The 23583-nt window shown below is 59.9% G+C and carries 21 protein-coding genes, 1 tRNA gene, 1 other RNA gene and 1 pseudogene; 15 read left to right on the top strand and 9 right to left on the bottom strand.

Annotated elements, in window-relative coordinates; genetic code table 11:
- Positions 1 to 66 precede the first annotated feature (66 nt).
- Positions 67 to 285 (top strand): hypothetical protein, encoded by a 219-nt coding sequence (locus tag CAY53_RS06870; RefSeq protein ID WP_104936496.1) that lies wholly within the window; start codon positions 67 to 69, stop codon positions 283 to 285.
- Positions 286 to 434: 149 nt separating this feature from the next.
- On the opposite strand, the gene CAY53_RS06865 is transcribed toward CAY53_RS06870, so the two are convergent.
- Positions 435 to 683: a hypothetical protein gene (locus CAY53_RS06865; protein WP_104936495.1), complete on the bottom strand. Its 249-nt coding sequence runs from the start codon at positions 681 to 683 to the stop codon at positions 435 to 437.
- A gap of 310 nt (positions 684 to 993) precedes the next feature.
- Between CAY53_RS06865 and CAY53_RS06860 the strand changes: the two genes are divergently transcribed.
- A complete protein-coding gene (locus CAY53_RS06860; protein WP_104936494.1) occupies positions 994 to 1638 on the top strand; it encodes a DUF47 domain-containing protein in 645 nt (214 codons plus the stop codon).
- Between the two features lie 32 nt (positions 1639 to 1670).
- Positions 1671 to 2648, top strand: coding sequence for an inorganic phosphate transporter (locus tag CAY53_RS06855; protein WP_104936493.1), 978 nt, complete (start codon positions 1671 to 1673; stop codon positions 2646 to 2648).
- 339 nt (positions 2649 to 2987) lie between these two features.
- Here CAY53_RS06855 and CAY53_RS06850 read toward each other — a convergent pair whose 3' ends face one another.
- Genes CAY53_RS06850 through nikA form a run of 6 tightly spaced genes read right to left on the bottom strand, consistent with a single transcriptional unit; the run spans position 2988 to position 8837 of the window.
- Positions 2988 to 3776, bottom strand: coding sequence for a class I SAM-dependent methyltransferase (locus CAY53_RS06850; RefSeq protein ID WP_181040210.1), 789 nt, complete (start codon positions 3774 to 3776; stop codon positions 2988 to 2990).
- 2 nt (positions 3777 to 3778) lie between these two features.
- The gene (locus CAY53_RS06845) at positions 3779 to 4606 is read right to left on the bottom strand and encodes an ABC transporter ATP-binding protein (RefSeq protein WP_104936491.1); all 828 of its coding nucleotides are present in this window, start codon (positions 4604 to 4606) and stop codon (positions 3779 to 3781) included.
- Positions 4593 to 5432, bottom strand: a complete 840-nt coding sequence (locus CAY53_RS06840; RefSeq protein ID WP_219842629.1) for an ATP-binding cassette domain-containing protein — start codon at positions 5430 to 5432, stop codon at positions 4593 to 4595. Before CAY53_RS06840 ends, CAY53_RS06845 begins: the two co-directional genes overlap by 14 nt.
- Entirely contained in the window at positions 5429 to 6274 is an 846-nt protein-coding gene (gene opp1C / locus CAY53_RS06835) for a nickel/cobalt ABC transporter permease (RefSeq protein WP_219842628.1), read from the bottom strand. Before opp1C ends, CAY53_RS06840 begins: the two co-directional genes overlap by 4 nt.
- The gene (opp1B, locus tag CAY53_RS06830) at positions 6271 to 7212 is read right to left on the bottom strand and encodes a nickel/cobalt ABC transporter permease (protein ID WP_104936489.1); all 942 of its coding nucleotides are present in this window, start codon (positions 7210 to 7212) and stop codon (positions 6271 to 6273) included. The genes opp1C and opp1B overlap by 4 nt, the downstream gene beginning before the upstream one ends.
- A 59-nt stretch (positions 7213 to 7271) precedes the next feature.
- Entirely contained in the window at positions 7272 to 8837 is a 1566-nt protein-coding gene (gene nikA, locus CAY53_RS06825) for a nickel ABC transporter substrate-binding protein (protein ID WP_104936488.1), read from the bottom strand.
- A gap of 531 nt (positions 8838 to 9368) precedes the next feature.
- Between nikA and CAY53_RS06820 the strand changes: the two genes are divergently transcribed.
- The 8 genes from CAY53_RS06820 (at position 9369) to purU (ending at position 15501) form a co-directional block, all read left to right on the top strand.
- Positions 9369 to 9445 (top strand) — tRNA-Ile (locus CAY53_RS06820).
- Between the two features lie 171 nt (positions 9446 to 9616).
- Complete coding sequence (locus tag CAY53_RS06815; protein ID WP_104936487.1) at positions 9617 to 10435, top strand: Nif3-like dinuclear metal center hexameric protein; 819 nt, start codon at positions 9617 to 9619, stop codon at positions 10433 to 10435.
- Positions 10436 to 10474: 39 nt separating this feature from the next.
- Positions 10475 to 11233, top strand: coding sequence for a zinc ribbon domain-containing protein (locus tag CAY53_RS06810; protein ID WP_104936486.1), 759 nt, complete (start codon positions 10475 to 10477; stop codon positions 11231 to 11233).
- Positions 11223 to 11825: a ribonuclease HI family protein gene (locus CAY53_RS06805; RefSeq protein WP_219842627.1), complete on the top strand. Its 603-nt coding sequence runs from the start codon at positions 11223 to 11225 to the stop codon at positions 11823 to 11825. Before CAY53_RS06810 ends, CAY53_RS06805 begins: the two co-directional genes overlap by 11 nt.
- A gap of 54 nt (positions 11826 to 11879) precedes the next feature.
- An RNA gene (gene rnpB / locus CAY53_RS06800) (RNase P RNA component class A) lies at positions 11880 to 12256 on the top strand.
- A 1-nt stretch (position 12257) separates the two neighbouring features.
- On the top strand, positions 12258 to 13469 hold the full coding sequence (ispD, locus tag CAY53_RS06795; protein WP_245874752.1) for a 2-C-methyl-D-erythritol 4-phosphate cytidylyltransferase: 1212 nt from the start codon (positions 12258 to 12260) through the stop codon (positions 13467 to 13469).
- Positions 13459 to 14604 carry a M20/M25/M40 family metallo-hydrolase gene (locus tag CAY53_RS06790; protein ID WP_104936485.1) on the top strand — a complete coding sequence of 382 codons (1146 nt, stop codon included), beginning with the start codon at positions 13459 to 13461 and terminating at the stop codon, positions 14602 to 14604. Before ispD ends, CAY53_RS06790 begins: the two co-directional genes overlap by 11 nt.
- A gap of 27 nt (positions 14605 to 14631) precedes the next feature.
- The gene (gene purU / locus CAY53_RS06785) at positions 14632 to 15501 is read left to right on the top strand and encodes a formyltetrahydrofolate deformylase (RefSeq protein ID WP_104936484.1); all 870 of its coding nucleotides are present in this window, start codon (positions 14632 to 14634) and stop codon (positions 15499 to 15501) included.
- 167 nt (positions 15502 to 15668) lie between these two features.
- On the opposite strand, the gene CAY53_RS06780 is transcribed toward purU, so the two are convergent.
- Positions 15669 to 17780 carry an Rne/Rng family ribonuclease gene (locus tag CAY53_RS06780; protein WP_104936483.1) on the bottom strand — a complete coding sequence of 704 codons (2112 nt, stop codon included), beginning with the start codon at positions 17778 to 17780 and terminating at the stop codon, positions 15669 to 15671.
- Between the two features lie 528 nt (positions 17781 to 18308).
- Here CAY53_RS06780 and CAY53_RS06775 point away from each other — a divergent pair.
- Both CAY53_RS06775 and CAY53_RS13465 read left to right on the top strand, forming a co-directional pair.
- Positions 18309 to 20519, top strand: coding sequence for an LPS-assembly protein LptD (locus CAY53_RS06775; RefSeq protein WP_181040209.1), 2211 nt, complete (start codon positions 18309 to 18311; stop codon positions 20517 to 20519).
- A 145-nt stretch (positions 20520 to 20664) separates the two neighbouring features.
- Positions 20665 to 21003 (top strand): annotated as a pseudogene (locus CAY53_RS13465) (transposase); the annotation flags it as partial.
- Positions 21004 to 21038: 35 nt separating this feature from the next.
- Here the strand turns inward: CAY53_RS13465 and CAY53_RS06765 are convergent.
- Positions 21039 to 22097: an ISL3 family transposase gene (locus CAY53_RS06765; protein ID WP_104936480.1), complete on the bottom strand. Its 1059-nt coding sequence runs from the start codon at positions 22095 to 22097 to the stop codon at positions 21039 to 21041.
- A gap of 141 nt (positions 22098 to 22238) precedes the next feature.
- On the opposite strand from CAY53_RS06765, the gene CAY53_RS06760 reads away from it, so the two are divergent.
- Positions 22239 to 22949 (top strand): sugar transferase, encoded by a 711-nt coding sequence (locus CAY53_RS06760; RefSeq protein ID WP_104936479.1) that lies wholly within the window; start codon positions 22239 to 22241, stop codon positions 22947 to 22949.
- Positions 22950 to 23576: a cellulose synthase operon protein YhjQ/BcsQ gene (locus tag CAY53_RS06755; protein ID WP_104936478.1), complete on the top strand. Its 627-nt coding sequence runs from the start codon at positions 22950 to 22952 to the stop codon at positions 23574 to 23576. It abuts the gene before it with no gap.
- Positions 23577 to 23583: the final 7 nt, after the last annotated feature.

The following is a 23583-nucleotide window of genomic DNA, read 5'->3' as shown; positions in this document are numbered from 1 at the left end:
TCCGGCAGCCAGGGCAGAGGCTTCTGTCTGACCAGAAATCTTCCAATTGAACAGGGGGGCAGCAAGATGGATATTGACAGGGACGAAGATGCAATCGTGGAAGAATGCCGGGTGTGCGGCGGCAGTATTTACATCGACAGCGATTGTGAAGAGGAGGACATCGTCTACTGTAACGACTGTGAAGCCGAATACCAGATCCTCTCGCTCGATCCCCTGCGTCTGAGCCCCCTGAACGACAGTGCCGATGCTGATGAGCACAGCGGAGACTTCGGCGAATATGACTGAGTTTTCACCTACAAAAAAGTGAATCGGCATCCTGCCACGGGGGGACAGGCCTGCCCCTTGCCCGATCGCCGGCAGCCAGGGGCTGCAGGCAAATATAAGCGCAGCGGTTGAGTGCCTGTTTGAAAACCTCAGCCGGGGTCTGGCAGCGTTCAGGCATCTGCGAGGCCCATCATGCAGGCGTTCGCGACCTTGGGGGCAGGCTTCTGCGATTTTTTGAAAACTCCTGCCTTCGTTGCAGCGGGCAGGGCTGCCTTGGCTCCCGCCGTACAGACCGGATCCGCCTCCCGGTCGCCAAAGCGGGTGCCGGCCGCTAAGGGGCTGCGGCCGCCAGCCGATGTCCGTAGGCCCTGTTCATTCGCCTTGCAGGTGGGCGCCGGGGAGCGATGCCGGCTGAGCATGCCTGCCACCTGCGAAGAGGCGAAAAGATCGATGGGCAGGGGCCAGTTCTGGCAGCTTCGACACGCGCAAGGCGCTGATGCACATGATGCACTGCCCCCCGCAGCATTGCCGGCCTCATCTTCTAAAACCACCGCCTTCTGAAACCACTGTCGCGGGAGCCTTTCCTGTCTGCTGATGATATCCGTAGCCTGCGGAAAAAACTGTTTGCAAATCGCCCTGAATCTGGTTTGTAGGGTCTGTCCTCCTGCCGGACAAACAGCCTGTATCCGGCCCGCCAGAGACGGCGGGCGCTTCTTGTAGGGAGTACGTATGCGTCTCGGTTTTCTCGCCAAAATTCTGCCGCCCCCTGAAAACAGATTCTACGACCACTTTGAGGACGGTGCGGAAGTGGTCCAGCTTTCAGCCTATCTCTTCTACCAGATTGTGCATTCTGTTCCGGAAGAACGCGATGCCTGCCTGGTGCATGCCAAAAGTTACAAAAAACGCGCCTCGGACATCCAGGACCAGTGCCTGACCCTGTTGGACAAGTCGTTCATCACCCCGATTGACCGGGAAGACATCCAGCAGATCGCGGCCAAACTCTACAAGGCCACCAAGGTGATTCTGAAGGCCTGCGTCAACCTGCGTATCTACCAGATCGGCGACTACAACGACATCATTCGCCAGCAGGCCGATCTGATCAGCACTTCGGCCGAAGAGTTGCGCAAGCTGGTCGCCATGCTGCGCGGCGGCGCCCCGGTGAAGGAGGTTGCCAGGAGCAGCGCCCGCATTCAGGACATAGAAGGCACCGGCGACGATCTGCTGTATTCGGCCACCGAGGAGCTGTTTTCCGGCAAGTACGAGGCCCTGGAAGTCCTGAAGCTGCGTGCCATTTACAAGGGCATTGAAAATGCGCTGGACATCTGTTCCGCCATTTCCGACCTCATTGTCACCATTTCCCTGAAACACAGCTAAAGGCCGCCTGCCGACCTTTTCAAGGATGCCAAATGGCCATGCTTCTGGTGGTGATCTGCACCGCTCTCGTGTTCGAATATATCAACGGCTTCCACGACTCGGCCAATGCCATTGCCACCGTGGTCTCCACCAAGGTGCTGAGCGCCCGCACCGCCGTGATCTATGCCGGCTGCCTGGATATTACCGGCGCTCTTCTGGGCACCCATGTGGCCAGCACCATCGGTCAGGGCATCGTGGATGCCGGCATCGTGACCCAGGGCGTGATTTTTTGTGCGCTGCTCGCTGCCGTGATCTGGAACCTCGTCACCTGGTACCTGGGCATCCCCTCCAGTTCCTCACACGCGCTGATCGGCGGCCTGATAGGCGCTGCGGTCGGGCGGGCGGGTTTTGGCGTGGTGCTCATGGATGGCGTGACCAGGAAGGTGCTCCTGCCCATGCTGACCTCGCCGCTTCTGGGCTTCTGTATCGGCCTGGGCGCCATGGTAGGCATCCTCTGGATCTGCCGCCGGGCCAGACCCTACGTGGTCAACTCGTGGTTCCGCAGGCTGCAACTGCTGTCGTCCGGCATCATGGCGCTCAGCCACGGCAGCAACGACGCCCAGAAGACCATGGGCATCATTACGCTGGCCCTCTTCAGCTACGGCGCCCTGGAGAGCTTCAAGGTGCCGGTCTGGGTGGTGCTGCTCTGCGCCTGCACCATGGGCTGCGGCACCATGACCGGCGGTCTTCGCATCATTCGCACCATGGGCGACAAGATGATCAAACTGAAGCCGGTGCACGGCTTTGCCGCCGAAACCGCATCGGCCTCGCTGGTCCTCACCGCCTCCCATTTCGGGATGCCGGTGAGCACGACCCACATTATTTCCACCGCCATTATGGGGGTGGGTTCAACCAAGGGCCACCGCGCCCTGAACCTGAGCATCATCAAAAATATCGTCACCGCCTGGGTGCTGACCATCCCGGTATGCATGGCCATTGCGGCTACACTGTCCTTTGTGCTGCCCCTTTAGGGCCCTTCATCGCCCTGTAAGCGGCCGGGAGTCGGTACACCCTGGTACGGGCATCAGGCGGCATTGCCCATGACAATCGGCACTGTATCCGCTGACGCGACCGGGGGTCTGTGGGAGAAACTACGCGAAATCCTGATCGATGAGCCGGAGTTACATGGCTGATGGTCGATGCCGGTCACTGCAGGGCGCATCCACACGCGGCGGGAACAGGAGGCGGCAAGCAGGACATGGGCCGCACAAAAGGGATCGGGAAATTCGCCGCATGCGGGCCTCGGGCCATGCCGGCCAGCGTCAAAAGGCCAATGCCTGGAGGCGGGAGGCCCTCGGCCTGCACCGCGCTCAGCGGACAGCCCGCAGGGCAAACATGGGTACCGGGTTGTAGGCTGAATCCCTGCGCGTAAAAACCCGGCTGCTGAGTGCGGTATCGCAGGTGCAGGAGGAGAAGCCCACACGGCGCAGCATTGCCATGTCCCAGGCCGGCCGTGTTTCCCGGCTGATGGCGAGACTGCGCCGGATGTTTTCACCTTCCCTGAGCAGGGCGGAGTCAATGCCTGCATGGGCATGTCTGCCCTCTTCCTTGGCTGCGTCCATGAAGTTGACCACGCCGTAATCCGCATCGAAATTGAGCAGGACCCCGCCCGGTCGCAGGACGCGCAGCCACTCGGCATAGGCCCTGCCAGGCCTCAGGAGCGTCCAGGTCAGGTTGCGCGTCAGCACGCAGTCGAAAGACTGGTCGGGAAAATTCAGCCGGGTGGCATCCATCCTGAGGAACGTGACCTGGCAGGCGGCTCCGCGGGCCAGGCGCTCCGCCTCTTGCAGCATTTCGGAGCAGATGTCGATGCCAATCACCTCATGACGCTGGCCTGCCAGCAACACCGCGAAAAAGCCGGGACCCGTGCCCACGTCCAGAATACGCAGCGCCCTTCCGGGCAGGGGCGCGGGCAGGCGGGGCGCTATTTCGTCGTACCAGAGGGCAAATTTGTCGCTCTGCAGCTCCTCACGGCGCAGCCTGCCGAAATCAGGGGCGCGGTGCGACCAGTAGCGCCTGATGCGCGCCGCCAGGGGCTGTGCAAGGTTGGGCGGGACAGTCGCAGCAGACAGCACCGTATCGGGTCGTTCCAGCAGCATGTTCATTGCGGCACAGGGCTTGCCGTTTCGGCGGCAGCCTCGAAGTTCGAGTGAAAGATGACGGTGGATGCCAGCAGTTGACGCAGATAGGGGGAGGCGCTCTGGCCCAGCCCCGACTTGGTGGAGAGCAGAGCCGCCACTTTGCCGTGACGGAGCAGCAGAATCTGATCGCAGAGCAGAGTCGCCATCTGTATGTCGTGGGTGATGAAGATATAGCTCATGTTGCCGCGAATCTCGCGCAGCAGCGTCAGGATCCGGGCCTGGATGGGCAGGTCCAGGGAGCTGATGGCCTCGTCGAATACGATGAAATCCGGCTTCGAGGCCAGGGCTCTGGCAATGCACACTCGTTGCAGTTGACCGCCGGAAAGCTGATGGGGCAGACGTCCGGCCAGCTCGGGCGGCACCTGCACCCGGGCCATGAGTGCGGGAATCTCCGAAAGCCAGGCGCTGCGCGGCTGCGCGCCAGCGGCCAGTCCTTCGGCAATGATGTCCGCAACCCGGAAACCGGGATTGACCGAACTGCTGTAGTCCTGAAAGACCACGCTGATCCTGCCGCGATGCCCGGCGCGCCAGGCCCCGCCCTCCTGGCCTTCAAAGAGTATCTGTCCGCTGTCCGGCTTTTCCAGCCCCAGAATGAGGCGGGCCAGCGTGCTTTTGCCACTGCCGGACTCACCCAAAATTCCCAGGATGCTGCCCCGTTCGAGATCGAAGCTGAGGTCTTCGAGGATGATCCGCCGCCTTGGTCGCCAGATCGTGGCCTGGTGATCGGGATAGCTTTTATGCACATGGCGAAGCGAGAGAAAGGGCACGGCACTGTCAGGCGCTGGCATGGCCACCCCCCAAAGCGCGTTGGAAGCCCCGCGTCAGGGCAAGGCGTGTGCGCACCAGATACCTCGTGTATTCGTGCTGCGGCGCGTTGAAAACGGTTTTTGCCTCGCCGGCTTCCACGCAGCGCCCGCCTTCCATGACCAGGATATGATCGGCCAGCATCTGCACTGCGCCCAGGTCGTGGGACACGATGATGAGCGTCACATGCAGCCGCTCCCGCAACTGCCGGAAACATTCGAGCACCTGAAACTGGTTCTGGGCGTCCAGGGCGGTGGTGGGCTCATCCGCCACAATCAGCTTGGCCTTCAGAGCCAGAGTGAGGGCGATCATACAGCGCTGCAGCATGCCGCCGGAGAGTTGGTGGGGATAACTGCGCATGACCGTGGCAGGCAGATTCATCTGGGCCAGCTTTTCCCTGCCCAGCGCCCGGGCGGCCTCCTTGCTCAGGCCCAGTTTGTCCCGAAAGGTTTCCACAAACTGCGCGCCCAGGGTGTAGAGCGGGTCAAAGGCGCTCATGGGCTGTTGCAGAATCGTGCCGATGCCGGTGCCCCTGAGACGGCGGGCTGTTTCCGGGGCAGCCCGGATCATGTCGATATCGCCGAAAAAGGCCTGGCCTTCCGCTGCGAGTGCCGGCGGCAGGAGCCCCAACAGGGTACGGCAGATGAGCGTCTTGCCGCTGCCGCTCTCGCCTACGATGCCCAGGCACCGCCCCCGTGCGAGGGTAAAGCCGACATCCGAAACGATGACTCTGCCCGTGGCCGCGTGCCGGACCGATACCTGTTCCAGGCGCACGATGGGCGCCTGCGGCCTGTCTTCGGGGCTGCTCACAGCGCCACCTCTCTGCTGGGATGATGCCGGGGATCCAGCGCGTCCCGCAGACTGTCGCCCAGGAAGTTGAAGGCCGCGACCACGGCAAGGATGCTGAAACCAGGCGGCAGCATCTGCCAGGGGTAGAGAATCATCACCTCCTTGGCCTCGCCCAGCATCATGCCCCATTCCGGGGTGGGCGGCTGCACGCCCAGGCCCAGGAAGGACAGCGCGGAAATCATGAGGATGACGGCGCCGGTGTCCAGAGTCGCCAGCACGATGATTTCGCCGGCCGCACAGGGCACCAGGTGGCGGCGGATGATGTAGGCCGGGCCGTAGCCGGCCACCCTGGCGAAACGGATGTAGTTCATGTCCACATACTGCCGGGTCAGGGTGCGGATCATGCGGGTGTACCAGGGCCATTTCGCCACCACAGCGGCCAGCACCACATTGCCCAGCCCCGGCCCCAGCATGCCCACGATGGCAAGAATCATGACCTCGCTCGGGAAAGACATCATGACGTCGCAGAGGCGCATCAGCAGCGCCTCCACAGAGCCCCGCAGCAAGCCGGCCAGCATACCCAAAAGCGTGCCGATGGCAACGGTTGCGAGCATGGCCAACAGGGAAAAGCCCAGCGTGCTGCGCACCCCGAAAAGCAGGCGGGAAAGGATGTCCCGGCCCAGGTGGTCGGTGCCCAGCCAATGTGCGCGGCCCCAAGGGGCAAACTTGTTTTTGACGTCCATTTCCAGAGGATCGCAGGGCGCGATCCAGGAAGACAGTAGCCCTGCCGCCAGCACCAGCATGATAAAGATGAGACAGCACAGGCCCAAACGGTCCTGCTTCAGATGCTGCCAGGCCTTCACCGGAGCCCCCCTTCCCGCAGGCGGGGATCGACCAGGGCGGAGCATATGTCCATGGCCAGATTGCAGAGGACAAAGAGTACGGCCATGAGCAGGACATAGGCCTGAATCACCGGAAAGTCGCGGTTGAAGATGGCTGTCACGCAGAGCCGGCCCAGACCGGGCCAGGCAAAGATGCATTCCACCACAAAGGTGCCGGCTACCAGCTTGGGCAGGCTCATGCCCAGGGCGGTGAGGCTGGACTGCAGGGAATTGCGGAAGATATGACGCAGAATGGCCGAGCGTTTGCGGCCGCAGGCCCGGGCGTAGAGCACGAAATTGCACTGCTTGGTCTGTACCATGCTGTTGCGCAACAGCCGTGCATAGGCCGAAATATAGGGCAGTGACAGGGTGAGAGCCGGCAGAACCAGTGAGGCCGGGCCGGAGAGGCCGCTGGTGGGGAACAGATCCAGTTTGACCGCAAAGAGCCAGATCAGGAGCAGCCCGGCCCAGAAGGCAGGCATCGAAGTGCCGAGAAAGATGCAACCGCGCAGCAGAATATCCGGGATGCGGCCCTCAAAAACGGCACCCACCAGGGCAGCGCAAATGCTGACCGTCAGCATGAGTACGGCGGTGGTGGCGGCCAGAAGCAGAGTGGGCGGCAGAGCCTTCGCCATCTCCTGGCCCACGGGTTTCCGGTCCACGTAGCGCCTGCCGAAATCACCCTGCAGCACGCGGCCCAGCCAGGTGACGTAGCGGCTGAGGAAGGGTTTGTCCAGACCCAGCTCTGCGCGCGTCTCCGCAATCAGCTCCGGCGTGGGTCTCATGGCGTTCACCCGGATCGCCACCTCTGCCGGATCGCTCGGGCTGCGTTGGATCAGCACAAAGGCGAAAAAGGAGACCGCCAACAGCAGAGGCAGGACGCCCAGGAGGCGGCGGACAATATAGGTGCGTAACTGCATGGTCTTTTCCCGCAGCCACCGGGCCGGATCACCCGGTGGCAAAGGCAGGGCGCAGCGAATCAGAAGTGCATCTTTTCAAAGGGGATTTCGTACTGGGAAAGCCCGAACTCCACTCCCTGGAGCTCCTTGGTGTGCACCGCCTTGGTGCGGGAATAGGAGAGCGGGAGATACACAGCCTCGTCGTGCACGTAGGTCAGGATTTCCCTGTACATGCTCTGACGCCTGTTCTCGTCCGCTTCGGTCATCAGACTGGTGATTTCCCTGTCCAGCCACTCCTTGCGCTCCATGCCGACCTGGGCCTGATAGTCGCCGTGGGCAGGGATGCGCCATGACGACAGATAGGACTGCGGGTCATAGGGCGTGCCCCAGGACAGGGAATACTGCAGCTCGAAGTCTCCGGTTTTCTGGCGATCCAGGAAGGCCTGCTTTTCCTCGCCGATGATCTTCAGGTCCACGCCGATTTTCTTCAGATCGCCCTGTATGTACTCGCTGATGGTTCGCTCCTGGGCATTGTTCGAATTGTAGTACAGCCGCAGTTCCGCCTTGTTGCCGTCCTTGTAGCGCCAAGCGTCCTTGCCTGTCTTCCAGCCGGCCCGATCAAGCAGGGCGGCTGCCTTTTTCGGATCGTAGGCGCGCTTTTCCAGGGCTACATTACAGTACTGCACCGACGGTGCAAGCAGGGTGTCGGCCAGCTCCTCGGAGCCGTTGAGCACACCCTCGACGATGCTCTTTTTGTCCACAGCGTGCTGCAGGGCCAGGCGCGCGTCCCGTTCCCGGGTGAAGGGCTGGTGCGCGTTCAGCAGAATGGCACGGGAGGCAATAGGCTGGCTGATCTCGGTCACATATTTGCCCTGGCGGCGCAGCCCCTCGAAGCTATCCAGATTCAGCATGTCGCCGTCGGCACCGAAGATCAGGTCAATTTCTCCCTTCTGCAGGCCCAGCAGCATGGACTGGTGATCGGGCATGACCTTCCAGCGCACGGACTGAATCCTGGGTTTTTCACCCCAGTAGCGGGTGTTGGCGGTAAAGACGGCGTACTGATTGTCCTTGTGTTCGGCAAGCACCCAGGGGCCGGTGCCGGCCAGACAGGATACCCCATCCTTGGTCTGCCCGTCCACAAAGCACTTGGGCGAGATGAAGCGGAACGGCCGCAGCAGGCCCAGCTCGACCAGGGTGGGGTAGTAGGGCTTTTTCAGACTCAGACGGAAGCTGTATTCATCCACAGCCTCGACCTTGTCGATCTCGTTCATCATATCCATCCAGGCATGGCGGATGCGGTTGGCCATGATGGCCTCCATGTTCAACCTGACCGCCTCCGCGTTGAACGGCGTGCCGTCGGTAAAGGTCACGTCCCTGCGCAGGTGAAAGGTGTAGATCCTGCCATCCGGCGACACCTCCCAGCTCTCGGCCAGCCAGGGTTTGACGCCTTCCTTGGTATTCATGACCAGCGGTTCGAAAACCATGCCCTGGGCGGCCATTTCACCAAGATACAGGTGCGGGTTGATGTTGCGGATGTCCTTGGTGCTGGCATAGACCAGCTCGTCTTTGACTGCGGCCTGAAGGATTCCGGTGGACAGCAGCAGCATGCTGGCACCGGCCAGCAGGCCCGTGAGTTGACGCTTCATGTGTTTCTCCCCCCCGTTGTATTGAAATGGAAAAGCGACAGAGAATCGGGAGCGGTTGCGCTCCCCGGCTTCCCTGCCCTCAAGGCCCGTAAACGCCCGTTCACCGGAAACGCCGACACCGAGCGGTGGTACAGCACCTGGCGTCGCAACTGGATCGCCCTGGCTGCGAGTTAAGATGCAATGACTCTGCCGCGCACCTGGATAATATTTTTAATATCAAAGTAATATTGCCGTCTACCAACTTCCACTTCCCCTGTCAAGCGCTCTTTTGCCAAGGCGCCATGCCGCACCTGCATTGCGGCGGATCAAATACAAAATATCAGTATGATAGCATTGTTGCCATCCCCGTACCCGCCGACCTGTCCCATGCTGCGCCCTGTCCATGGCAGTGCCGGCCCATGCGCACAGCGGATGCGGTCCACCTCGCAGGGGCGAAGAACCCTTGGCAGAGTGCTCCGGCCGTCCCTGTCCTGCGGAAGACTTGACATCCTGCAGCAGATCGGTATAGTAGGCTTTTTTCGTGTTCAGGTCGGGCCTATAGCTCAGTTGGTTAGAGCCACCGGCTCATAACCGGTCGGTCCCTGGTTCGAGTCCAGGTGGGCCCACCATTTTCCGGGAGGATGCCTGCGGACGGCATGCCACTGCTTCATGTTCGATGCAAGAAACAGCTACACCAACATCAGGATCCTGCTGTTCCGCCTTTCACACCCTGCCCTGCCTGACCGCTTTGCCAAGGTACACCCCAAAAAGGTGTACCTTTTTTCATTTCCCCCTGCAGTATGCCCACTGTAAACGACATACACGAGGCCATACAGCGGCTGGTGCCGGATGATCTGGCCGAATCCTGGGACAATGTTGGCCTTCTGGCCGGGTCCCGGCAGCAGGAGGTGCACCGCATCCTGCTGGCCCTTGACCCCTCCGTGTCTGTGGCCCGTCAGGCTGCAGCCACTGGCGCGGATCTGATCATCACCCACCATCCTGCCATTTTCAAGCCGATACGCCATCTGCTGACCGACACGCCGACAGGCGCCTTTCTGGCCGCAGCCATGCGGCAAAACATCAGCGTCATCGCCTGCCACACCAGCCTGGATTCGACGGCAGAAGGCGTCAGCCATTCACTGGCCGCCGCTCTTGGTCTGGAAAAGCTCCGCCCGCTGGTGCCGGCAGGCCGCGGTTTTGCCCCGATTTGCGGGTTGGGCAGCATCGGCGCCTATGCCACAGCCATCAGTGCAGAGGAGCTGGTGGCCAGGCTGCGCGCCCACTGCGCTCCGCCCTGGATCCTCGCCGCGGGCCGGAGACCCGAAACAGTCCACTGTGTGGCGCTCTGCGCTGGTTCGGGTTCGGAACTTGCCGAACTGGCGCTGTCTCAGGGCGCAGACGTCTATATTACCGCCGAAGTCAAACACCACGTGGCCCGCTGGGCCGAAGACGCCGGCATCTGGATCCTGGATGCCGGACATTTTCCCACGGAAAATCCGGCCATGCCGCTCTTCGCCAGAGAGCTGCGTGAGCTGTTTGCCGAACGCCACTGGGAGATTCCGATTGGGCTGGCGGAACAAAAAACGCCTCTGGGCCTGCTCTGGCCGCCAGCCGCCTGAACCTGCTTTTTGTACTGTTTTTTACCAAAGGAGAGACCCTTGAACGAAGACATGGAAAAACTCATCAGCCTGCAAAAACTTGACAGCGAGCTTGCCGGATTTGACCAGGCCATCGCCAGATGCGAGGCAGATACGGTCAAGCGGAAGCAGGCCATTCAGGCGGAGCAGGAAAAGCTGGCGGCCCTGAAGGTGAAAATAGAGCTGCTCACCCAAAAACAGCAGGAAAATCAGACTGAACACGAAGGGGCGAATGCCCGCATGAAGGAGAGCCAGAACAGGATGCTGCTGGTGCAGACCAGCCGCGAGCATCAGGCCCTGCTCAAGGAAATCGAGGACAGCAAGAAGCTGGCCAAGACTACGGAGGAACGGGCGCTCCAGTTCATCGAGCAACTGGAGCAACTGGGCAGGGACGCCGAGGAACTGGCAGGCCGCTGCGAAAACGAAGCAGCCGAGCTTGCCGGGGCCCAGCAGCGGAATGCCAAGGAAATCAAACGCCTGAATGCGGCAAAAAAGGGCATTGACGGCGAGCGCGCCGCATACGCCAAAGACGTGCCGCAGGAGCTGATGAAGCGCTACGACAAACTGATGCTCAAGCGCGAGGGTCTGGCCGTGGTAGCCGTCAAGGACAGCGTCTGCACGGGCTGTCACATGACCCTGCCGCCCCAGCAGGTCAACGAGGTGATAAAGGGAGACAAGCTCAATATCTGCCCAACCTGCCAGCGAATTCTGTACTATGAAACTCCAGCGGAGGACGAGGCGGCCACGCCGGAACTGGAGGAGGCCCCGCTTGCCGAATAAGCTGCCCGGCCGGGAAAGCATCTGTCGGAGGCTGGCGGAAAAGCTGGACGAGGCCTGGCTGGCTCAAATGTTTCCGGAATACGAGCCGGCAGCCATCCTAAGCGTCCTGAGGGGGACAAGGGGAAAAAGCTCGAAGACGCTGGCCGCATCCGATGCCCCCGGGGCGCCGGCCGGCTGGTGCCAGCTCTTTACCGATGGCGCATCCAGGGGCAATCCGGGCCCTGCCGGAGCAGGCGCCCTGCTTTTGGCGGCAGATGGCGCCGAACTACAGCGCATCTCGACCTACCTGGGTCTCTGCACCAATAACGCGGCAGAGTACAAAGCCCTCATCGCCGGCCTGAAAGAGGCCCTGCGCCAGGGCTGCGGGCGACTTTCGCTCTGCATGGATTCCGAGCTGATCGTGCGGCAGCTTGAGGGCAGGTACAAGGTCAGACACGAACAGTTGCTGCCGCTCTACCAGGAGGCCAAAACCCTGCTGGCCCGCTTCGACGCCTGGCAGGTGCGCCATGTGCCCCGCACGCAGAACCAGACGGCAGATGCGCTGGCCAATGCGGGCATCGACCAGTATCAGGCCGGGCAGCCCAACATATAAACTTTATTTTGACGCGGTGCCCCGGCACTCCGTCTTTTTCCGCTTTTCAGGCTTGTGGGTGGGCGCATGATCGCTCCGGCTCGGGCTGGAGAGGAAAGTCCGAACACCACAGGGCACGGTGGTTCGTAACGCGAACGCTGGGTAACCAGGGGAAAGTGCCACAGAAATGACACCGCCGATGGAACCGCGGTTCACAGGCAAGGGTGAAATGGCGAGGCAAGAGCTCACCGCCCGGCTGGCGACAGTCGGGGCATGGTAAACCCCACCGGGTGCAAGACCAAATAGGGAGGCGATCGAGGGCGGCCCGTCCGATGCCTCCGGGTAGGTTGCACGAGATGCCGGGTGACCGGCATTCCAGTTAAATGATCATGGCCGGCCCCGCCGCAAGGCGCGGGCCGGGACAGAATTCGGCTTACAGCCCACCCCTTTTTCATGATGACTCCAGAGACGGTTTTGTCCTGCGGCGCGATTCTGGCCGCAGGCGGTTCAGGCAGTCGCATGGCCGCAGACCGGCCCAAACAGCTTCTGCCTTTGAATGGCGTGCCCATACTGGTACGGAGCTGCGAGGTCTTGCTCCAGGTGCCCGGGATCGCCGAAATCGTGGTGGTGGCGCCTGGAGATTGGCTCGCCGACTGCGAGGCCGTCTGCCGCAACTTGCTTCCACCTGAAAGGCGGCCCTGCCTGCATTTTACCGCAGGCGGCGCAAGCCGGCAGGATTCGGTGCGGGCCGGGCTGATGGCGCTCTCCCCTGCCCTGCCCCTTGTTCTGGTGCACGATGCGGCCCGTCCCCTGGCGGATGCGGAGCTGGCGCAAAACTGTCTGGCATGTGCCGACCGTTTTGGCGCCGCCATTGCGGCCCTGCCCCTGGTTGATACCATCAAGGCCGTCCAGGATGGCCGCATTGTGGCCACGCTGGACAGGAGCCGTCTCTGGCAGGCGCAAACCCCGCAGGCCGCGCGCCGGGAGCTCCTGATCCAGGCCTATGCGCTCGCCGAAAAAGACGGTTTTCAGGCCACCGACGAGGCCGCGCTTCTTGAACACGCGGGCATTGCCGTGCATACTGTGGCAGGCTCGAGAAGGAATCTGAAAATCACCAGACCGGAAGACCTGCTGCTGGCCCGGGTCCTTCTGAACGCAGGCAATCAGGCGAAAGGCACAGGCATGAGAATCGGCCACGGATTTGATGTGCACCGGCTTGTTGCCGGCCGCAAACTGATTTTGGGCGGGGTGACCATCGACCACCCCCTGGGCCTTTTGGGCCACTCGGACGCCGACGTAGTCTGCCACGCCCTTATGGATGCCCTTCTGGGCGCGCTGGCGCTTGGCGACATTGGCCGCCATTTCCCGGACAGCGATGCCCGTTACAGAGACGCGGACAGTCTGAAACTCCTGGCCACAGTGTGGCAAATGGCCGCCAGCCGCGGCATGCGCCTGGCCAACGCCGATATCAGCATCATCTGCCAAAAACCGAAACTGGCCCCGCATCTGGGCCGGATGCAGGCGAACCTGGCCCAGGCCTGCCACGCGGCAAGTACACGCTTCAATGTCAAGGCCAGCACCACGGAACAACTGGGCTATACCGGCCGGGGCGAAGGCATTGCCGCCCATGCCGTGGTCTTGTTGGAGGAAAATCATGGAGCCTGATGCCGAAAGGCTGGCGCAGGAATTCGTCACCCTGTGCGAAATCGCAAGCCCTTCCCGCAGCGAGGCCGGGCTGTGCCGCCGTCTGCAGGAGCGCTTCAAGGAGCTGCATGCAGATTATATAGGCGAGGACAGATCGGCCAAAGAGACCGGCGCGGATTGCGGCAACCTGCTCGTACGCTTCAAGGGCACGCTGCCCAGGCCCGCCATCTTTTTTGCCTGCCACATGGATACGGTCACGCCCGCACAGGGCATCAGGGTGCAGCGCAGGGGCGATCTGTTCACCAGCAGCGGCGACACCATTCTGGGCGGCGACGACAAATCCGGCATTGCGGCCTGCATCGAGGCCATGCGCGTCCTGGCGGACACGGGCGCGCCGCACCGGCCGGTGGAATTTGTCTTCACCACCTGCGAGGAAATCGGCCTGCTGGGCGCCAAGGCCTTTGACCCGAAAACGCTTATGGCCCGGGAAGGCTATGCGCTGGATGGCAGCGGCTTTGGCGAAGTCATCACCAGGGCGCCGGCCATGAATCGGCTGACCGCCACGGTTTCTGGCCTCGCGGCCCACGCCGGTCTGCATCCGGAATGGGGGGTGAACGCCATCATGCTCGCCGCAAAGGCGCTCGCCGACATGCCCTGCGGCCGGATTGACGACGAGAGCACTGTCAACTTCGGCACCATTCGGGGCGGGCTGGCCACCAACATTGTACCCGACCAGGTTGTGATCGAAGGCGAGGTGCGCAGCCACAACCCGAAAACGCTGGAGCAACTGAGCCGCGCCATCAAGGACCGCTTTGTCGATACCGGCGGTCTGTGGTGCGACCCCAGCGGCGAGGCCCGGGGCAGGCCCGGAATTGCGGTGCAGATAGAACAGGAATTCCCGGCCATGAGGCTTGCGGACGATGCTCCGCTCCTCTGCCGCATCGACCAGGCGGCCGGGCTGGTTCAGATGCCGCTCGCCCATACCGCCTCCGGCGGCGGCAGCGACGCCAATATCTTTAATGGCAAAGGGCTGGCCACAGCCGTGGTGGCCACGGGCATGACCAATGTCCATGCCACGGACGAGCAACTGTCACTTGCCGATCTGCAGGCCCTCACCCGGCTGGTGCTGGCCCTGCTCACAGAAGTGCCGTTTTGACGGCCGCAACCCCAATCTTTCATTGCCATGTGTACCGATTCGAAAGCATCCGCCATTCTGCTCATGCACTGCCCGGACAAAAGGGGCATTATCGCCGTGGTGAGCGAATTCATTTGCAAAAACAACGGCAATATCATCTTCCTCGATCAGCACGTGGACGAGGTCACAGGCGCTTTCTTCATGCGGATCGAGTGGGACCTGGCGGAATTCGTCATTCCCCGGGAAAAAATCGGCGAATATTTTGATGTGCTCATCGGCCAGCGTTATCAAATGGAATGGGAACTGCACTTTTCCTCGGAAATACCGCGCATGGCGCTCTTTGTGTCCAGGCTGCCCCACTGCCTCTTTGACATCCTGGCCCGCTGGAAGTCCCAGGAAATCCGGGCGGAGATCCCGCTCATCGTCAGCAATCACCAGGACCTGGAGCCGGTGGCCCGGCAGTTTGGCGTGGGCTTTGCCCACTTCGACATGACACGGGAAAACAAGGCCGAGCAGGAAGCGGCCCAGCTCGAACTGCTCCGGAAACACCAGGTGGGTTTCATCGTGCTGGCCCGTTACATGCAGATCCTCTCAGAAGATTTCGTGCGCCACTACCCGAACCGCATCATCAACATCCATCACTCCTTCTTGCCCGCCTTTCCCGGCGCCAAGCCCTATCACCAGGCCTACGAACGCGGGGTCAAGGTGATCGGCGCCACCAGCCACTACGTCACCGCCGAACTGGACTGCGGGCCCATCATCGCCCAGGACATCATCCGCGTAAGCCACCGGGATTCGGTAGCCGATCTGGTGCGCAAGGGCCGGGACCTGGAAAAGCTGGTGCTGTCCCGTGCCGTCTGGCACCACCTGCGGCATCAGGTGCTGGTCTACCAGAACCGCACCTGCATCTTCACCTGAGCGATGAGCAAAGAGGGCCATCCCCCTGGATGTGGCATACGAACACAGTGTTGCTGCGATTGCACCACCGAAGCTGCGCAACAAAACACCTCGATCTGCCGCGCAACCGAACAAAAAAAGGCCGACTCCCAAAACGGAATCGGCCTTTATCCTGTCCGGCAGTGCAATCAGACCACGTTTTTCGCGCCCAAAAATTCCATCTCGTTTTCCATGGGTCGCATGTCGGGTCGCACGATAATGTCAATGGCCGCATTGTGCTGCCGCTCCAGGGCCACCAGCTCCTCCTTTTTCCGGTTCAACAGGTACTGCGCCACCTCCAGCGGAAAGCGGCATTCCACCCGGGCGACCTTCTTCCTGATGATGCCGGTCTGGATGCGACGCAGATAGAAGAGCGCCAGCGTTTCCACCGAGCGCACCACGCCCCGGCCCTGACAGTGGGGGCAGACGATATAGCTGCCCTTGGCCGTGGGGGCGCCCATCTTCTGGCGGGAAATCTGCATCAGACCAAAGCGGGAAATGCGGCTGACATCCACCTTGGCCTTGTCGCGCTTCATGCTCGCCTTGACCTGGCGCTCCACTTCCTGGATGTGCTTCTTGTTGCGCATGTCGATGAAATCCACCACAATGAGTCCGCCCAGGTCGCGCAGCCGGAGCTGGCGGGCCAGTTCTTCCGCCGCCTCCATATTGGCCTGAAAGATGCTGTCTTCAAAGTCGCTGTTCTTGGAGGTGCGGCCCGAGTTGACGTCAATGGCCACCAGCGCCTCGGTCGGATCGATGACAATGGAGCCGCCGGAGGGCAGCGGAACCTGGGGCCGGTAAATGGACTCGATCTGCTCTTCGATGTTGTGCTGGTTGAAGATGGGCTTTACGCCCTTGTGCTGCCGTACCCGCACTCTGCGCTGCTCTGCCGGCAGTTGCTGGATGAAGTCCCGCACCTGCTGGAGCGTTGCTTCGGTGTCCACCACAATTTCCTGAATCTCCGGAAAAAAATGGTCCCGCAAAAAACGCACTACCGTGTCCTGCTCCTGATAGATGAGGGCCGGCGACTCGACGGTCTGGCCCCGGCCACGAATCTGCTCCCACAGGCTGAGCAGGCGGTCCAGATCCTCTTTCAAATTGCTCTGGTTGATGTCCACACTGGCGGTGCGCACGATGTAGCCGATGCCTTCGGGCAGCTCCAGCTCGCCCATCATTTCCCGCAATGCACCGCGGCGCTCTTCGCCTGTGATCTTGCGGGAAATGCCCGCACTGTCACTGCCAGGCAACAACACCAGGCAGCGACCCGGCAGGGACAGATAGGTGGTGACGCTCGCCCCCTTGTTGCCGGTCACCTCCTTCACGACCTGCACCAGCACTTCCTGGCCCTTTTGCATGACCTCTTCGATCTTGAGCTTTTTCCACTGCTGCTGGTTCACCAGCTCGCGCACGCGGTCGCTCAAATTCTCGCGGTAGTATTCCGGATGGATTTCGCTGAAAGGCAAAAAGGCGTTGCGGCCAGTGCCGATGTCCACAAAGGCGACCTGCAGATTGGCCTCGATGGAAACGATGCGGCCCTTGTAAATGTTGTTTCTGGTGGCTTCGCGTTCGACGTTGGAAACGTGGAAGGATTCCAAACGGCCGTTTTCCAGCAGCGCCACCCGGCACTCCTCGGGTTCCTCGGCGTTGACCAGAAGCTTGTACACGGCCTCGGGGTCATGGCTGACGGCCGATGGCTCGGAAGACGCCTCTTCTGAAGCGGGGACTTCCGGCGCCGGGGCTTCGGCCACCAGGACAGTGTCCGGAACTGCTCCGCCAGCCCCGGATTCGGGAGCAGGGGTTTCGGTCTTTTTGCCCCGCCTGTGCCCATGGCGGGGCTTCCTGGAGGCCCGCACCGCCGCCTCCTTGGGCTCGGGCGGAGGAGGCTCTGCAGCGACATCCGCCACTTCGGCGCTCTCCGCCTCGAGCCCGGCGCCACTGCCGCCCACAGTTTCCGGCGCTTCTGCGGACAGGGGGGCGGGCGGAACGGCCTGCGCCGGCTCCCCCCCAGCCGCGACTGATGCTCCTGAGTCGGAGTCGGCAGCGGCTGCCTTTTTTTTCCGGCGTCCGGCGGGGCGGCGAGGCGTTTTCCCGGCCTCCTCCTGGCCACCCTGTCCAGGCCCGGTCTGATCCGAGGATTTTTGACCAGCCTCTGAGGCCGGCATTTCTTCCTCGGGCTCCGTGCTCTTCCACCACGCGCCCGTACTCGCCTGCGAGCCTGTTTTCGCTCCACTCCTGCGGGCCCTTGTTTTCCTCTCTGCCATGCTGCTCCTTGCAACCGCCAGAGGCAGTCCATGCTGTCGGCCTGCATCCAAAGCGGCTCCCGGCTGACAACAGGGCTTCTCCTGTGACGGCAATGTCTGTGAATGGCGCCCAAAGACTGCGCCTGTGGAATATGTCTCTCTTAAGATGAAATTTTCCGGTCGATCGATAAAGACAACGGGAAAAACGCATACAAATCAAGAATTGCGTTCAATAAAGCACTTTAAACGGCCACGCAAGCACTTTCGTGGGCCTGCCGGCAGAGGCCGGGGAAGGCGACTTTTCGCTTGACACTTAATGGGGGCCCACGTACACTGCCGCAATGGTATAATTGCTTGCTTTTTCAGGTTGTTTTATACAATCGTCCGACATTTTTGTCATTTAGTTTCATCTCATTTACAATACCGTTTGACATACTGCCAGGAATGATTGCCTTGAACGCGCGCCGCCTGTTTTTTCAATTTTGGTACTGCCCAGCCTTCCTGCTCATACCCGCGCTGATATGGCATACGCCACTTTGCGCCGCCGAAATGAATGCAGAGGAGTGGGAAATCACGGCGGACAGGATGGTCCGCTATGAAAACCCTGCCAGTGTGATTGCCGAGGGTCATGTCATTCTGGAAAAAAAGGAAAAACAAGCTGTCGCGCCAAAGGATAGCTCTTCCAAATGGGACGATCTGCTTGGCGCTGACTCCGGGGACCTGGACGACGAAAACAGAGCAGCCCAGCCAGTATCGGCAGTCACCACAACCACCTCCATCAAGGCGGACTGGGTTGCCTACGACGTGGCCATGGGTCAGGCCAAAATCCGGGGCAACGTCCTGATCAACGTCAAGGGAGATGAACTGGCCGCCGACAGTGGCAGCATCAATCTGAAAAACTCGACCGGTTCCTTTGAAAACGCCAGAATTGTACGGCAGGAGCTGGATCTGCACCTGGAAGGGCGCACGATCGAAAAAACGGGCGACCTCACCTACCATATCGAGGACGGCTGGGTTATCACCTGCAGGCTGCAGGATGGGCAGGAGCCGCCCTGGAGTTTCGGCGCGGCCGACACCAAGATCACCGACGGCGGCTATGCGGTGATGAAGCATGCCGTATTCCGGGTCAAGGGCATTCCCGTCTTCTATTCGCCCTACATGATCCTGCCTGCCAAGCATGAGCGCCAGACCGGTTTTCTCTTTCCCGCCTGGTACATGTCCGACCGTGATGGCTTTGGACTGGAAACGCCATTTTTCGTCAATCTCTCGCCCACTGCCGACATCACCCTGTACCCCCGCTACTTTTCCAAACGCGGGGTTATGATGGGCGGTGAATTTCGTTATGCCACCGATGAAAGCAGCAAGGGCATGTTCAGAGGGCACTATCTGGACGATGATCTGAGCGATCCGTCGGAAGAAGCCTATTATCGGGACGGCAGCTTTTCCCACAGCAACGTGGAACGGTACTGGATCAGGGGCAAGGCCGATCAGAACTTTGGCGACTGGATTACACGTCTGGATATCGATGTGGTTTCGGACAAGGATTATCTGCGCGAATTCAACTCCGGTTCAACCGCATTCAACGCCAATAACCGCCTCTACTACAATGCCTTTGGCCGCAGCTTTGAACAGAAACTGGACCAGTACCGGGAAAACACCGCCAAAGTGCTGCGTTCCTTTGAAGACGGCTCGATCTTTCAGGCCGAATTCATGGCCATCAACGATGTCAGCGACCGGGTTTACAGTGCCGACGAGCCTTCCCAGTTCTGGAAGCTGCCATCACTGAGCTATTCCGGCCTGCGGCCCATCGCCTCATCCTCCGCCGATATTTCCTGGGACAGCAGCTATACCCATTTCTGGCGCGACAAGGGCGTCGGCGCCCAGCGCTTTGACCTCTTCCCCGAAATTTCAACGAATCTGCCGATCAGCAGATACCTGGAAAGTTCCGTGCATGGCGGCATCCGCGAAACCTTCTACACCATTGATGACGGCGGGGCAACGGACTGGAAAAACGACGATACAGTCAACCGCTGGCTGTACAGACTGGGCGGCGAAATCAGCACCACCCTGTACCGCGAATACGGGGCGACAGACAATCACGGCGACAGTCTCGGCCACACCATCCGGCCCTTTGTCGAATATACGTATCTGAAGATTCCGGATACGGATATCCTGCCCCAGTTCGACACCGTGGACGAGATTGAGGAGGCCAACACCATTTACTACGGTGTCAACAACTTTTTCTCCCTGTTCGGCCATGACAGCGATGAACGGGATCTGGTCTTTTTCAAAGCCCGCCAGGGCTACGACATGCGCAGCGAAATGAGTGATACGCCCCTGACCCCGGTGGAGCTCAAAACTGGCTTCTATCCACTCACGAATACGCGCCTGTTCTACACCGCTGCACTGGATGTCTATGGCAATGGCACCGAACATGCCATCGAGGCCGACTACCGCAGCGGGAGGGGCGATGTTTTTGGCGTTGACTACCGCTATAACGAGAAGCTGAACATCAACTCGGTCAGCGGCAGCATCTGGTATCTCCTGCCCTACGATTTCGCTCTGGGCTACAGCATAGAACGGGCCATCGAACAGAAGGTCACCATAGAGGAGAAATTCCATCTGGTCTACCAGCCGGCATGCTGGTCGGTTGAACTGGCTTCCGACCGCAGTCCCGGCGACCAGACCATCATGCTGATCTTCAGACTGGCCAATATCGGCATGCCCTTTGGGGTTGACGTGGGTGGGGCGGGATTGTAACGCAGAACAAGAAAGCCTGTGCTGCGCCTGCTTTGTGGAAGCCGCGAGGGACCGCTTTGATGCAAGCGCCATAGCAGCCCGTTGAAAAAGTCTTCAGGCAAGGCATAATGGTGCACAGGCGATCAAATTGTGTCGGGGAGGCAGTATGAGTCCTGGCCGGAGGCAGGCAGAGCAGAAGAGCATGTGGCTGATCCATGATCAGCTGCCCCAGAGTCAGGGGCATGTCTTTTACGAGCGGCTGCAGAAGCTCCTGCACCAGGAAGCATTTGACGCCTTCCTCGAAAAGCTGTGCGCTCCCTTCTATGCCGAAAAACCCGGCCGCAGGTCCATCCCGCCGGGCCGGTATTTCCGCATGCTTTTGATCGGCTGCTTCGAGGGCATCGACTCTGAGCGCGGCATCTGCTGGCGCTGTGCCGATTCCCTTTCTCTGCGCGAATTTCTCCAGCTCGGCCCCACCGAATCCGTGCCTGATCACTCTTCCCTGTGCCGCATCCGGGGGCTCCTGCCGCTGGAAGTGCATCACGAAATGTTTGTCTTTGTGCTGCGGATTTTGGAGCAGGCCAATCTGCTTAACGGGAAATATCTGGGCATCGACGCCTCCAGCATGGAGGTGAACGCTGCCATGAAGAGCTTTGTTTTGTAGGACCATAGATCACGAAAGCGTTCCTTGAGGAGGCAGGCTCTGTTGATCTTCAAGTTCATATGCTCAAGGCTGCTGAGTCTGACCCGCTGTTTTGGCGTCAGGTTCCAGGGGGTCTTGAGCCAGATGTACCGACTGTCTTTCATGAGGTTCTTGTGTTCTTTGCCTTTCTCACGGATCTCATCACGACGGACCTGGTCAAGCGCTGCCATCAGGTGGCGAACAATATGAAATTTATCGAAAACAAGGCTTGCCTGCGGAGCGCATTCCCTGATCACTTCGACACAGGGCTGCCACATATCGCAGCAGATACCCTGAAGCTTGCCTGCCCGCTCCGGCCCGAGAGAGTTGAAAAAGCTGCGCAAGGTATCCCTGGTCCGTTCAACCCCGCTCCAGATCAATGTCTTTGAGCGGAGATCGTACACATTGGTGAGGTAGACTTGCCCCTTTTTTCGCGAAATCCCGTCAATACCGATATGGGTAATGCCGCTGAGGTCACGGTGTTCCATGCTATACTTGACCATGCTTTTGACCGCTGTGGCAACCGTGCCCCAGGCACAGCCAAACAGCCTGGCGACCGAGTGCCAAGGCAGCATCTCAGCCCATTTGGCCAGAAAGCAACTATAGGCACGGGTCAACCGCTGCTTGCCTGTCACCCAGGGAAGCTGCTCCGTGCGGACGCCGCCACATCTGGAGCAGTGCACCCGGCGAGGTTGATAGCGAAACCACACCGGAATATTCCACAGAGGCAGGTGGCGGAAAAAGCGAACATCACGCATGTCACGGTAAACGGCCGGGCGACCACATGTTCCACAGCGTATTCGATGCCGGGTATCAGGGCGAAGTTCGGCTACCAGGCCGCCTGGGTCTTTAGTAACCGTATGTACTCGAAAACCTTGCAAATCAACCGTCTGTTTGATTATCTGCTCTACAAGCATGAGTTCCTCTCTGGATAGATTGTTGGCTGGCCGCCGCTATCTATCTAAAAGAACTCATGTTTTTTAATTTGTTAAGCTGCTTTTATGCACCGTTTCCTGAGAAGAACCCAAAAATTAGAACTAGTTACGGATATATTCTAAGTGTGTACAGAGCGGCGACGTAACCCTGAACTCAGACAAAAAATAGCCCATGCTGTCCGGATTGAGCAGCGGGATTGGATTTTCGGCAACAAACCGGGCACGCCTTGGACACTGTCAAAAACCAAGCGTTTTTTTGGAGCAACTACTGCTTTGCTGCTGTTACTGCTATTTAGTCCACTCTTTGTGCTGCTTGCTGTGCTGATCAAGACTACCAGCAAAGGTCCTGTGTTTTTTATCCAGCAGCGTACCGGATTTTGCGGCCGACGTTTTGGTATGTACAAATTCAGGACCATGGTCGAGGATGCCGAGGCGCTCAAAGATTCTCTTCGTCATTTGAACAAGCATGGGGTCAATGCCCTTGACTTCAAAATTGACCACGATCCACGCGTAACGAAAATCGGGACATTTCTGCGGCGCAGCAGTCTGGATGAGCTGCCCAATTTAATCAATGTCGTGCTGGGGGACATGCGCTTGGTCGGACCACGTCCAACCTCCTTTCATGCTCGAACCTATGATGAAGAACATCTTGCTCGACTCGGCATTTATCCGGGCGTCACTGGGTTATGGCAGATTTCCGGACGAAGCGACATAGGATTTACCGCACGGGTCGAGCTGGATTTACAGTATATCGCCAATCAGGGACCATGGCAGGACATAAAAATCCTGCTGAAAACCTTTTTCAGCATTCTCGCTGGACATGGAGCGAGTTAAATGAAGACGACAGCAGGTAAGATCGCCGCCGCATATAAAGCAAGTCAGGTCAATCTGGCGGGGCTGGTTAAAGATGTTGGAAATAAAATTCTACTGCTGACCGCACCCAATATTGGTGCGGGAGTTACTACCAGTGTATTGACTTTGGCCAGTGAATTGCAGCAATCTACAGGTGAACCGATAGTGCTGGTTGATCTCAGCAGTGCTGAAAACAGCCTAACCCGAGCGTTCGCACAACAGGAATATAAAGATTTATGGGAGTTGATAGCGGACTCTGCCGATGCGCGAAAACATGTATTGCGGCTGGACGAGCAGGAACTGTACCTGTTACCAAGCAGGCAGGGCAAAGAGATAACCCGTCGGGAACTGGTCGCGGTTCTAGCCCGTCTGGTCGAACAGTTCCGTTTTGTCATTATTGATGCCGATCCCGTATATGCCAACAACAGTGCAGTAGAAAACTGTTCCCTGGCGGATGCGCTGATACTGGTGATCCGGGCAGAGGAAACTCGCTGGGAGGTGGCCAAGGCGGCACGGCAGCGCTTGGAGCAGAGCGGTGCCAATGTTGCCGGCTGTATTTTTAACGACCGCAAATATTACACGCCGGGGTGGTTTTACAACAAACTTTAATGACTGG

The sequence above is a fragment of the Desulfobulbus oralis genome (genome assembly GCF_002952055.1).
Lineage (GTDB): Bacteria > Desulfobacterota > Desulfobulbia > Desulfobulbales > Desulfobulbaceae > Desulfobulbus > Desulfobulbus oralis.
The sequence above is the reverse complement of the archived record's forward strand: the minus strand, read 5'-3'. Positions and strand labels throughout refer to the sequence as shown.